The following is a 12409-nucleotide window of genomic DNA, read 5'->3' as shown; positions in this document are numbered from 1 at the left end:
AAAACGAATGCGTTTTGTGTCTTTCAGGATGGCATCCTCCGTGCTCGCCACCACTGCGCTTCTGCTTGTCGCCGCTGCGCCTGCGCAAGCGCAAACCAGGGTGGAGACGCTGCGCTATGTCACCGGTGCATCGGTCAACACGCTCGATCCCAACATCCCGGGCTCGACGCGGGAATCCTTCGCACTGAGCATGAGCACTTACGACCGCCTTGTGGCGTTCGGCCGCAAGCAGCTCAACGGCAAATGGGTGTTCGATCTCGACAAGATCGCCGGCGAGCTCGCCGAATCCTACGACGTCAGTCCGGACGGACTGAAGCTGACATTCCGTCTGCGCAAGGACGCCAAGTTCCAGGACGGCTCGCCCGTGACCGCCGAAGATGTGAAATGGTCGCTCGATCGCTGCGTCACCGCGCCGATCCTCGGCAAGGCGCAATTGCTGACGGGATCGCTGACGTCGGCCGACCAGTTCAAGGTGATCGATCCCCTCACAATCGAAGTGACGCTGCCGAAACCCGACAAGCTCGCGCTGCCGAATCTCGCGACCGTCTACCCGCTGATCATCAACTCGAAAGTCGCAAAGGAGCATGCGACACCAGAGGATCCATGGGCCACGGCCTGGCTGAAGGAGCACACCGCCGGCAGCGGTGCTTATGTGATCGAGAGCTTCAAGCCCGGCGAGCAGGTGATCATCAAGCGCAACGAGGCCTGGAACCGCGGCTCGCCCGACAAGCCAGCCTTTTTCAAGCGCGTGATCGTGCAGTCCGTGCCGGAGCCCGCGACCCGGGCCAATCTGGTCGAGCGTGGCGATGCCGATCTCGTCGTTGATCTCCAGGCCAGCGACGTGCAGTCGCTCGAAGTCAAGGGCAAGCTCAAGGTGATCTCGACGCCGCAATACAATTCGATCACCTTCGTCTCGATGAACAACCAGATCCCGCCTTTCGACAACGTCAACGTCCGCCGCGCCGTCGCCTTCGCGCTGCCCTATGAGGACATGTTCAAGGCTGCCCTGTTCGGTCGCGGAGCCCCGCTGTTCGGTGCGACTTGGCCGGATGGCAAGCCGTTGAACGGCATCTATCCGTTCCAGGCGCCGGTGAAGACCGATCTCGACAAGGCGAGGGAGTATCTGAAAGCTGCTGGACTCCCGGAGGGTTTTTCGACCACCTTCAGCTTCAACGTCGGCCAGGCCTCGACCGCCGAGCCGATGGCGGCCCTCGTGAAGGAATCGCTTGCCAAGATCGGGATCAAGGTCGACATCCAGAAGCTGCCGGATGCGCAGATGTCCACGCAAATCAACGAGAAGAAGCTGCCCTTGTTCACGGAAGGCATCGTCGCCTGGCTGCCCTCGACCGATTACTTCTACCGCAATTTCTACACCGGCAATCAGCGCTGGAACTACAGCTCGATCAACAATCCGGAGCTGGCGACGATCGCGCAGGAAGCGCGCTTCGAGCCCGACAAGGCCAAGTACGAGGAAGCCGGCCGCAAGCTCAACGCGATCCATTTCAGCGAGATGCCGCAGATCCCGCTGTGGCAGCCCAACCAGGACGCCGTGATGGCCTCGTCGATCGAGGGCTACACCTATGAATTCCATCGTCAGGTCGACTATCGCGACGTCAGCCGCAAGTGACTTCAAAAAGTAACTTGAGCAAGAAATCATGTCTGCAAACCAGAGGCTCTGAAGGTGATGACAGGTCTTGGTGCGACGGTGGCGCGGGCGGGGAGGCGGCTTCTGTCGTCGCTGCCGGCGTTGTTCGGCGTGCTGGTCTTCACCTTTCTACTGATGCGGGTCCTCCCCGGAGATCCCGCGGTGTTCTTCGCCTCGGGGCCCAATGCCGGCAAGGAAGAGATCGAGCAGATCCGCAAGCAGATGGGGCTCGACAAGTCGGTACCGGAGCAGCTCGTGTTCTATCTGTCCGATATCGGGCGCGGCAATCTCGGCCGCTCCATGATGACCGGCCAGCCGGTCCTGAAGGACCTTCGCGAACGGCTGCCGGCCTCGCTGGAGCTCACCTTCACGGCGCTGCTGATCGCGCTGATCGCGGCGGTCCCGCTCGGCGTGGTCGCAGCCTTGAAACCGGGATCGCTGGTCGATCACGGCGTGCGGCTGTTCTGTGCGCTCGGCGTCTGCGTGCCGACCTTCGTCTCGGGCCTGCTGCTGATCTATGTGTTCTACTATCTGCTCGGTCTTGCGCCTGATCCGACCGGGCGGATCGACGTCTTCACCTCACTGCCGCCGCAGCGCACTGGGTTCCTGTCGATCGATTTCCTGCTCGCGGGGGACATCGAAGGCTGGTGGGCGGCCTGCAAGCAGTTGATCCTGCCGGCGCTGAGCATGGCCCTGTTCGTCATCGCGCCGCTGGCGCGGATCACACGTGCCTCGATGCTGGTCTCGCTCGGTAGCGATTTCGTGCGCACCGCGCGCTCCGTCGGATTGTCCTGGCAGAAGGTCGTCGTCACCTATGCGCTGCGCAATGCGATCCTTCCCGTCATCACCATTGCAGGCATCGTGTTCTCGACCATGCTTGGCGCGAATGTCCTGGTGGAGAAGGTGTTCTCCTGGCCGGGCGTCGCCTCCTACGCGCTCGATGCGCTGCTGTCGTCCGACTATGCGCCGGTGCAGGGTTTTGTGCTGCTGATGGCTGGCATCTTCGTGCTGGTCAATCTGGTCGTCGATATCTGCTACGGCATCGCCGATCCCAGGGTGTCGATCGGATGATCAGCGCAACCCTCCGCCATTCGGTCTGGATTTTGCGCGGCAACCCGCTGACCGGCGTCGCCGCGGCCGGTGTCCTGCTGTTCGTCCTGGTCGCGATCTTCGGACCGTGGCTCGTGCCCTATGATCCCATCGTCTCCAATGTCTCGGAGGCCTTGCAGCCGCCGAGCGCGGCGCACCTTGCCGGCACCGACCAGCTCGGGCGCGACGTGTTCAGCCGCCTCGTCGTTGCGGCACGGCTCGACCTCGCCATCGCGGTCTCGGCGGTCGGCATCTCCTTCGTCATCGGCGCCGTCGTGGGCTCGTTCTGCGGCTATGCCGGCGGCAGGCTCGACCGCTCGGTCGGCCGCTTCGTCGATGTCATGATGGCCTTTCCGCTGTTTGTGCTGGCGATGGCGATGGTTGCGGCGCTCGGCAACCGGATCGAGAACATCGTGATTGCGACCGCGATCATCAATCTGCCCTTCTACATCCGCTTCGCCCGTGCCGAGGTCAACGTCCGGCGCAATGTCGGCTGGGTGGAGGCGGCGCGTTCCTGCGGCGAGAGCCATTTCTCGGTGGTGCTGCGCTTCCTGTTGCCGAACATCCTGCCGGCGATGGCGGTGCAGATCTCGCTCAACCTCGGCTGGGCGATCCTGAACGCCGCCGGCCTGTCCTTCATCGGCCTTGGCATCAAGCCGCCGACGCCGGAATGGGGCATCATGGTCGCGGAGGGCGCGCGCTTCATTTCGACGGGGCGGTGGTGGCTGGTGGCCTTTCCGGGCCTCGCGTTGATGATGGCCGTGCTGTGCTTCAACCTCCTCGGTGACGGGATGCGGGACATTCTCGATCCGCGCATGCGCACATGAGCGAGGAATTGCTCAGGATCGACGACCTCCACGTCGAATTCTCGACGCGACGAGGGATGGTCGAGGCCGTGCGCGGTGTGACGCTCACGGTCGAAGCCGGCGAGATGCTTGGCCTCGTCGGCGAAAGCGGCTCTGGTAAGTCGGTCACCGGTTTTGCCACGACGCGGCTGCTCGATGCGGCCGGCCGCGTCACCGCAGGCAAGATACTGTTTCGCGGGCAGGACGTCACAAAACTCAGGGGTGACGATCTCCGGCAGCTCCAGGGCGCCGCGATGTCGATGATCTTCCAGAACCCGCGGGCGGCGCTCAATCCGATCCGCGCGATCGGTTTGCAGATCGCGGACGCGATCCTCACGCACAAGCGGATATCGAAGGATGCCGCCCGCGCCGAAGCGCTGGAGCTGTTGCGCGCCGTCCAGATCCGCGACCCCGAGACGCGGATGAACGCCTATCCGCACGAACTTTCCGGCGGCATGTGCCAGCGCGTCATGATCGCGATCGCGATTTCCTGCAATCCCGCGCTCTTGATCGCCGATGAGCCAACGACCGGACTCGATGTCACCACGCAGAAGGTGGTGATGGACCTCCTGGCGGAGATTGCCGCCGCGCGCGGCATGGCGACGATCCTGATCACGCACGATCTCGGGTTAGCGGCGCGATATTGCCGCCGTATCGCGGTGATGGAACGCGGCCGCATCGTCGAAGAGGCAAGCCCCAGGACGCTCTTCGGCGCGCCGCAGCACGCCTATACCAGGCGGCTGGTGGCGGCGTCGCCAACCGCGACCTCCGGGATCGCGGACCTCGTGACGGAAGAGGAGCGGGAAGGCTACGCGGCTGTCATCGGCAGGCCCAGACGGGAGCCCGTCCACGGGACTCCGCCGCTGCTGGAGGTGCGCAAGCTCGCAAAACGCTTCGACGAGGGCGCTGCGGCGGTGGCGGACTTCTCGATGACGATGGCGGGCGGCGAGAGCGTCGGCCTCGTCGGTGAATCCGGCTCCGGCAAGAGCACGACGTCGCGCATGATCTGCCGCCTGATCGACCCGAGCGAGGGCGAGATCGTGTTCGACGGCCAGGCGATCGGCCATGTGGCGTCGCGCGACTTTCACCGCTCGCAGTTCCGCAAAGATATCCAGATGGTGTTCCAGGACCCGAACGAGAGCCTCAATCCGCGCTTCACCGCCTTCGACTGCATCGCCCATCCCCTGATGCGGCTCGATCGTATGCGTGGGGGCGATGCGCTGCGCAAGCGGGTGGAAGACTGCGCCGATCGCGTGGGGCTGCCGCTGGATCTGTTGCCGCGCTTTCCGCATCAGCTCTCCGGCGGCCAGAAGGCGCGCGTCGGCATCGCCCGTGCCATCGCCTGCCGGCCGCGCCTTCTGGTGCTGGACGAGCCGACCGCTGCGCTCGACGTCTCCGTTCAGGCCGTGGTGCTGCAACTGCTCGACCGCCTGCGGCGCGAGAACGACATCGCGCTGCTGTTCGTCAGCCACGATCTCAACGTGGTGCGGATGCTCTGCGACCGCACCATCGTGCTGCGCAATGGCGGCATCGTGGAGCAGGGCGAGAGCCGGGCGTTGTTCGACAATCCCAAGACCGACTACACGCGCAAGCTGGTCGAGGCGATCCCGCATATCGAGACCGGCCCGGTGCTGGCGGCCGCGCTTTGAGGTCTCGACTGGCCCAGCTAGTGCGGATATCGCGCTGGCGAAGGTCTGGTTAGTGGCATACCATTTGCACGCCAATGAGCTCTGGTTTCACCTGTTCTTGGCCAACGATGGCCGGCATCACGGCACTATTGGGAGGATTTCATGGATCGCAGGACCGTATTGAAGGGACTGGCCGGCGCGGGCGGTCTGGCATTGAGCGGCCTCTCGGCCCCTGCGATCGCACAAGGCGCCTCCGCGCGCACCCTGCGCTTCGTGCCGCAAGCAAATCTCGCCAATTTCGACCCGATCTGGGGCACGCAATATGTCGTGCGCAATGCCGCCGCGCTGGTCTGGGATACGCTCTACGGCGTCGATTCCGCGCTGCAGCCGCAGCGGCAGATGGTCGAGTCCGAGGAAGTGACCGACGACGGCACCACCTGGACGTTCAAATTGCGGCCGGGGCTCAAATTCCACGACGGCGAGCCGGTGCTGAGCAAGGACGTCGTTGCGAGTCTCACTCGCTGGGCGGCACGCGATCCGATGGGGCTGATGCTCAAGGCGCTGCAGCAGGAACTCACCGCTGTCGACGACCGCACCTTCAAATGGGTGCTGAAGCAGCCGTTCCCGAAGATGCTCTACGCGCTTGGCAAGAACAATTCGCCTTGCGCCTTCATCATGCCGGAGCGCATTGCGCAGACCGACCCGTTCAAGCAGATCGGCGATTATGTCGGCTCGGGGCCGATGAAGTTCGCCAAGGGTGAGTGGGTCCCGGGCGCCAAAGCCGTGTTCGAAAAATTCGCCGACTATGTGCCGCGGCAGGAGAAGGCATCGTGGCTCGCCGGCGGCAAGCAGATGCTGCTCGACCGCGTCGAATGGATCGTGATGCCGGATCCGGCGACCGCCGCGGCCGCGTTGCAAAACGGCGAGATCGACTGGTGGGAGAACCCCATCGCGGACCTCGTCCCGGTCCTGAAGAAGAACAAGAACATCAGCGTCGACATCGGCGATCCCCTCGGCAATGTCGGCTCGTTCCGCATGAACTTCCTGTATCCGCCCTTCAACGACGTGCGGGCGCGGCGCGCAGTGCTGATGGCGATGAGCCAGGAAGACTATATGCGTGCGCTCGTCGGCGACGACAATTCGCTGTGGAAGTCGCTGCCGGGCTTCTTCACGCCCGATACGCCGCTCTACACCGAGGCGGGCGGCGAAGTCTTGAAGGGCAAGCGCGATCTCGACGCCGCCAAGAAGCTGCTCGCGGAGAGCGGCTATTCCGGCCAGCCGGTGACGTGCCTGGTGGCGCAGGATCAGCCGATCACCAAGGCGTTCGGCGATGTGACCGCCGATCTCCTGAAGAAGCTCGGCATGAATGTCGACTTCGTCGCGACCGATTGGGGCACCGTCGGCTCCCGCCGCGCGCAGAAGACACCGCCCGGGCAGGGCGGCTGGAACATGTTCCACACCTGGCATGCAGGTTCGGACTGCATCAATCCGGCGCCCTACACCGCCATTCGCGCCAACGGCGACAAGGCGTGGTTCGGCTGGCCGAGCAGCCCCGGCACCGAGAAGGAGGTCACGTCCTGGTTCGAGGCCAAGAACCTCGACGAGGAGAAGGCCGCGGTCGCTCGCCTCAACAAGGTCGCGCTCGAGGACGTCGTCTACGCGCCGACCGGCTTCTTCCTCAGCTACACGGCCTGGCGCAAGAACGTCTCCGGCATCACGAAAGGGCCGCTGCCGTTCTTCTGGGGCGTGTCGAAATCCGCATGACCCTGCGCTGAAGCCAGATGCTCTCCTACATCCTCCGGCGTATCGCCTCGACCTTGCCCGTGATGGCGATCGTCGCGCTGTTCGTGTTCAGCCTGCTCTACATCGCGCCGGGGGATCCCGCCGTGGTGATCGCGGGCGATCAGGCAAGTCCGGAGGATGTGGAGCGCATCCGTCAGAGCCTCGGGCTCGACCGACCCTTCCTGATCCAGTTCGGCAGCTGGGTCTGGCGCATTCTGCACGGCGATCTCGGCACCTCGATCTTCACCAATCTGCCGGTCTCGACCATGATCGGCCAGCGTCTCGGGCCGACGCTGTCGCTGATGATGGTCACGCTCCTGCTCACGATCGTGGTCGCGGTGCCGCTCGGCGTGCTGGCGGCCTGGAAGGCGGGAAGCCTGATCGACCGGGCCATCATGGCCTTTGCCGTGTTCGGCTTCTCCCTGCCGGTCTTCGTCGTCGGCTATGTCCTCGCCTACGTCTTTGCGCTGGAGCTCGAATGGCTTCCCGTGCAGGGCTATACGCCGCTCGCCCAGGGCCTCTGGCCCTGGCTGCAAAACCTGATCCTGCCGTCGATCGCACTCGGCTGTGTCTACATCGCGCTGATCGCGCGTATCACGCGCGCCACCATGCTCGAAGTGCTGCAACAGGATTATATCCGCACCGCGCGCGCCAAGGGCCTCGGGCAGGGCGGCATCCTGTTCGTCCACGCGCTGAAGAACGCGGCAGTGCCGATCGTCACGGTGATCGGGATCGGCATTGCGCTTCTGATCGGCGGCGCGGTCGTCACGGAAAGCGTGTTCGCGATTCCCGGCCTCGGCCGGCTCACGATCGACGCGATCCTGCGCCGCGATTATCCCGTCATCCAGGGCATCGTGCTGCTGTTCAGCTTCGTCTACGTCCTCGTCAATCTGATGATCGACGTCGTTTATACGCTCGTTGACCCGAGGATCCGCTATTGACCGACACGACCGTCAATCCGCAAGCGCTGCCGGCGGGCTTCGTCCTCGCGCCGCAACTGCCGGAGATTCTTCGGCCCGTCGTGATCCGGCGCGGCTTCATCGGCCTGCTGCGGGGCCATCCCACCGTCGCCATCGGTGGCACGTTGCTGCTGATACTCGTCCTGATCGCGATTTTTGCGCCTTATCTTGGCACGGTGGATCCGACCGCACTTGCGCCGGCCAAGCGCACCCGCGCGCCGTCGGCGCTTTACTGGTTTGGCTCCGACGTGCTCGGTCGCGACATCTATTCACGCGTGCTGTTCGGCGCGCGCGTCTCGCTCACGGTCGGCTTGTCCGTTGCGATCTTCGCCTCCGCGGCCGGTCTCGCCATCGGCATCGTCTCCGGCTTCATCCGCTGGGCCGACGGCATCTTGATGCGCTTCATGGACGGCCTGATGTCGATCCCGCCGATCCTGCTGGCGATCGCGCTGATGGCGCTGACACGCGGCAGCGTCGGCAACGTCATTCTGGCGATTACGGTTGCCGAAATCCCGCGGGTTTCCCGTCTTGTCCGTAGTGTGGTGCTGTCGCTGCGCGAGCAGCCTTACGTGGATGCAGCGGTAGCCTGCGGCACGCGCACACCGATGATCATCCTGCGCCACATCCTGCCGAACACGCTGGCGCCGATGCTGATCCAGGCGACTTACATTTGCGCCAGTGCGATGATCACGGAAGCGATCCTGTCCTTCATCGGCGCGGGAACGCCGCCGACCATTCCGTCCTGGGGCAACATCATGGCCGAGGGGCGGGCGCTGTGGCAGGTCAAGCCCTACATCGTGTTCTTTCCGGCGGCGTTTCTGTCCGTCACCGTGCTCGCCGTGAATTTGCTCGGCGATGGCCTTCGCGATGCGCTCGATCCGCGCATGGCCAAGAGCCTGTGATGGCGAGGGGTTGATCGCGATGGCACTGCTTGAAGTCGAAAATCTCCAGACCCACTTCCGCACGCCCAGCGGCATCAACCGCGCGGTGGAAGGCGTGTCGTTCCATGTCAACGAGGGCGAGATGCTCGCCATCGTCGGTGAGTCCGGTTGCGGCAAGTCGGTGACCTCGATGTCGCTGATGCGGCTGATCCCGGAACCGCCCGGCAGGATCGCCGGCAGCATCCGCTTCGCGGGCAAGGACCTGCTGCAAATGTCGGATCGCGAGATGCGCGCGATCCGCGGCAACGACATCTCGATGATCTTCCAGGAACCGATGACCAGCCTCAACCCGGTCCTGACCGTCGGCCGTCAGATCCGCGAAACGCTGATGATTCACCAGGGGCTGGACAAGCAGGCCGCCGAGGCGCACGCGATCGAGATGCTGATTCTGGTCGGCATTCCCGAGCCGAAGCGGCGCGTGCGGGAATATCCGCATCAGCTCTCCGGCGGCATGCGCCAGCGCGTCATGATCGCCATTGCACTCGCCTGCAATCCAAAGCTTCTCATTGCCGACGAGCCGACCACAGCCCTCGACGTGACGATCCAGGCGCAGATCCTGAAATTGATGCTGGATCTCAAGCACCGGGTTGGCGCGGCGATCATCCTGATCACCCACGATCTCGGTGTCGTCGCCGAGATCGCCGAGCGCGTCATGGTCATGTATGCCGGCCGCAAGGTCGAGGAAGCGCCGGTGGCGGACCTGTTCCGGTCGCCGCGTCATCCCTACACGCAGGGCCTGCTCGGCGCAGTGCCGCGGCTCGGCTCGTCGCTGACCGGCACCGCGAGGCGGCTTGCAGAGATTCCGGGGCAGGTGCCTGATCTGCGCAAGCCCATCGTCGGCTGCGTCTTCGCCGGACGTTGTGCGCTCGCGACCGATCTCTGCCGGCAGTATGCGCCGGGGCTCGAAGAGAAGGGGCCACGTCACGTTGCGGCCTGCCACTATGCGGCCAAGGGAGCGGTCGCGGCATGAGTCCCCCGCTGCTCCAGGTCAACGACCTCAAGAAGCACTTCCCGGTCAAAAAAGGCTTGTTCAGCCGCAAGTCCGAATGGGTCTATGCGGTGGATGGCGTGTCGTTCGAGATCGCGCGCGGCGAGACGCTGTCGCTGGTCGGCGAGTCCGGTTGCGGTAAATCGACGGTCGGCCGCGCGATCCTGCGCCTGTTCGACATCACGGCGGGGCAGGTCATCCTCGACGGCCAGCGAATCGACGACGCCCATCCGAGCACGATGCGCCAGATGCGCCACCGCGTGCAGGTGGTGTTCCAGGACCCGTTCTCGAGCCTCAATCCGCGCATGCGCGTGCGCGACATCCTGGCCGAGCCGATCCGCAATTTCGGCCTCGCCAAATCCGCGATCGATCTCGAGACACGCGTGACGGCGCTGATGGACACCGTGCGCCTGCCGCGCGAGGCGCTGAACCGCAGGCCGCACGAATTCTCCGGGGGCCAGCGCCAGCGCATCGGCATCGCGCGTGCGCTCGCCGCCGAGCCCGAGCTGATCGTCTGCGACGAGGCGGTGTCGGCGCTCGACGTCTCGGTAAAGGCCCAGATCGTCAATCTGCTGCAGGATCTGCAGCGCGAGTTCGGCCTGGCGCTGCTGTTCATCAGCCATGACCTCGCGATCGTCGAGCACATGACCCATCGCGTCGCGGTGATGTATCTCGGCAAGATCGTCGAGGTGGCGCCGCGCTACGAGATCTTCGCCGCGCCAAAGCATCCTTACACCAAGGCGCTGCTCTCGGCGGTGCCGCTGCCCGAGCCTGGCGCTCAGCGCAATCCCATCATCCTCAAGGGAGACGTGCCGAGTCCGATCAACCCGCCGAGCGGGTGCCGCTTCCACACCCGTTGCCCATACGTATTCGATCGCTGCCGGACCGAGGAGCCGACATTGCGCGCGGCTGGACCCGAGCAGTGGGTGGCCTGTCATCTCGAAGAAGGTGCGACGGTGACGAGCGGCTAGCCGTCTGGGCGGTCGCAAAGCTCTGGATCGAGGCGCAGGGGCGTCAATCGGGCGAGGATGACACTCTGCTCCTGTTTTGCCCGACGAGTCAAAAACGTTTGCGACGAAAATTCATGTGTAAAAACAACCTCATTCTACTGTGCATGGGGTTGTTTTCGCGTTTTTTGTTTTAGCCGCCTTCAACCCTGGCGGCGCAGGAAGCCCGTGATCGTGACCTTTTCCCAGATGTCGGCCGCGGCAAACGGATCGGCTTGGTTGAAAGCCTCGACCTCGCTGCGGCCGGGCGCCTCGATCAGGAACAGGCTGCCAATCATCCTCTCGCCGTCGTCGGAGACCAGCGGCCCTGACATCACGATCTTGACGCCGAAGCGCGAGGTGTCGCTCAGGAAAGCCTTGTGGGCGTCGTAATTGGCGAGCCGGATCGGCAGCGCGCCGGCGCGGTCGAGGGCGTGAATGGCGAACAGCATGATGGTCTCCGTTTATATCACGTTTTCTTGGGACGGCCGCGGCTGCGGCCGTCCGGGCTTGTCGTGATGGCGGCGGTTGGTTACTTGCCGCCGAGCTTGCTGGCTTCTTCGAAAGTCGGGCAGCTCCGTTGCTCCAGCGGCACGTCGAACGGCTGGTAATTGTCCTTGGTGATCACGGTCGGCTTCAGCACGATCTCAGCAATGACGGGCTGGTTGCGCAAGGAGCGGATCGCCATCATGGTGCCGAGGCAGCCTTGAAAGAATCCGTTGTAATCGCCGCTCGCGAGCAGCTTGCCGGACTTGATCGCGTCGATCGCTTCCTTGGTGCCGTTGATGCCGATCACCTGCGCCTTGCGGTTGGCGCCGTCGAGGGCCTCGATCGCGCCGACCGCCATGGCGTCGTTGGCGGCGAGCACGCCGTCGATCTGCGCGTTCGACTGCATCAGATTCTCCATCACCTGGAGCGCCTGGAGCCGCTGGTAATTGCCGGGCTGCGAGGCCAGCAGTTTCGCACCGGCGTTTTCCTTCAACGCGTCGTTGAAGCCGCGGACGCGGTCGACATTGGTCAGCGAGCCCTTGACGCCCTCGATGATGACGATGTTGCCCTTGCCGCCGAGCGTCTTGAGCAGGAAGCGCGCGGTCTCGAGCCCGAGGCTGTAATCGTCGGCGCCGACGAAGGACAGGAACTTGCCGCCGGCCGAGCGGTCGGTGATGTTGACGACGGGGATCTTGGCGTCGTTGATCTTCTCGACGCCCGGCACCATCGCCTTGTAGTCGACCGGCGTGAAGACGATGGCGCTCGGCTTCTTCACCACGACGTCTTCGATCTGGCTGAGCTGCTCCGGAATGCTGTCGGGCTTGGTCGGGATGTACTGCAGCGTCTTGGCGTTCAGCGTCTTCGCCATGTTGTCCGCGCCGACTCGCACCGTCTGGAAGAACGGGTTGGTCTGGTTCTTGGTGAAGACGGCGATGGTCTCGCCGTCGGCTCGCGCTTGCGTGGTGAGCGCAGCCGCCATCAGCAGCGGCAGCGCCAAATAGCCCAGTGTCTGTTTCATGTTGCCTCCATCCCTCGTTTTGCTTGTTGGTCGTTCAAG

At 64.3% G+C, this 12409-nt stretch carries 11 protein-coding genes; 9 read left to right on the top strand and 2 right to left on the bottom strand.

What is annotated here, in order from left to right; all coding sequences use genetic code 11:
• Positions 1–7: 7 nt before the first annotated feature.
• From IVB07_RS24865 to IVB07_RS24825, 9 genes are all read left to right on the top strand, one after another.
• Entirely contained in the window at positions 8–1627 is a 1620-nt protein-coding gene (locus IVB07_RS24865) for an ABC transporter substrate-binding protein (RefSeq protein ID WP_026233638.1), read from the top strand.
• A 54-nt stretch (positions 1628–1681) separates the two neighbouring features.
• Positions 1682–2716 (top strand): ABC transporter permease, encoded by a 1035-nt coding sequence (locus IVB07_RS24860; RefSeq protein ID WP_007593101.1) that lies wholly within the window; start codon positions 1682–1684, stop codon positions 2714–2716.
• Complete coding sequence (locus IVB07_RS24855; RefSeq protein WP_018458689.1) at positions 2713–3561, top strand: ABC transporter permease; 849 nt, start codon at positions 2713–2715, stop codon at positions 3559–3561. Before IVB07_RS24860 ends, IVB07_RS24855 begins: the two co-directional genes overlap by 4 nt.
• Positions 3558–5228, top strand: a complete 1671-nt coding sequence (locus IVB07_RS24850; protein WP_018458690.1) for an ABC transporter ATP-binding protein — start codon at positions 3558–3560, stop codon at positions 5226–5228. The genes IVB07_RS24855 and IVB07_RS24850 overlap by 4 nt, the downstream gene beginning before the upstream one ends.
• A 141-nt stretch (positions 5229–5369) precedes the next feature.
• Positions 5370–6971 carry an ABC transporter substrate-binding protein gene (locus IVB07_RS24845; protein ID WP_018458691.1) on the top strand — a complete coding sequence of 534 codons (1602 nt, stop codon included), beginning with the start codon at positions 5370–5372 and terminating at the stop codon, positions 6969–6971.
• A 17-nt stretch (positions 6972–6988) separates the two neighbouring features.
• Positions 6989–7930, top strand: coding sequence for an ABC transporter permease (locus tag IVB07_RS24840; RefSeq protein WP_085352392.1), 942 nt, complete (start codon positions 6989–6991; stop codon positions 7928–7930).
• On the top strand, positions 7927–8850 hold the full coding sequence (locus IVB07_RS24835) for an ABC transporter permease (RefSeq protein WP_018458693.1): 924 nt from the start codon (positions 7927–7929) through the stop codon (positions 8848–8850). The genes IVB07_RS24840 and IVB07_RS24835 overlap by 4 nt, the downstream gene beginning before the upstream one ends.
• A 19-nt stretch (positions 8851–8869) precedes the next feature.
• Complete coding sequence (locus IVB07_RS24830) at positions 8870–9859, top strand: ABC transporter ATP-binding protein (protein WP_026233639.1); 990 nt, start codon at positions 8870–8872, stop codon at positions 9857–9859.
• A complete protein-coding gene (locus IVB07_RS24825) occupies positions 9856–10848 on the top strand; it encodes an oligopeptide/dipeptide ABC transporter ATP-binding protein (protein ID WP_247766721.1) in 993 nt (330 codons plus the stop codon). Before IVB07_RS24830 ends, IVB07_RS24825 begins: the two co-directional genes overlap by 4 nt.
• A gap of 179 nt (positions 10849–11027) precedes the next feature.
• On the opposite strand, the gene IVB07_RS24820 is transcribed toward IVB07_RS24825, so the two are convergent.
• The gene (locus IVB07_RS24820) at positions 11028–11315 is read right to left on the bottom strand and encodes a YciI family protein (protein ID WP_018458696.1); all 288 of its coding nucleotides are present in this window, start codon (positions 11313–11315) and stop codon (positions 11028–11030) included.
• Positions 11316–11395: 80 nt separating this feature from the next.
• On the bottom strand, positions 11396–12370 hold the full coding sequence (locus tag IVB07_RS24815) for a sugar ABC transporter substrate-binding protein (RefSeq protein WP_085352393.1): 975 nt from the start codon (positions 12368–12370) through the stop codon (positions 11396–11398).
• Positions 12371–12409 lie beyond the last annotated feature (39 nt).

It is taken from the genome of Bradyrhizobium sp. 172 (assembly GCF_023101065.1).
GTDB lineage: Bacteria > Pseudomonadota > Alphaproteobacteria > Rhizobiales > Xanthobacteraceae > Bradyrhizobium > Bradyrhizobium canariense_D.
The sequence above is the reverse complement of the archived record's forward strand: the minus strand, read 5'-3'. Positions and strand labels throughout refer to the sequence as shown.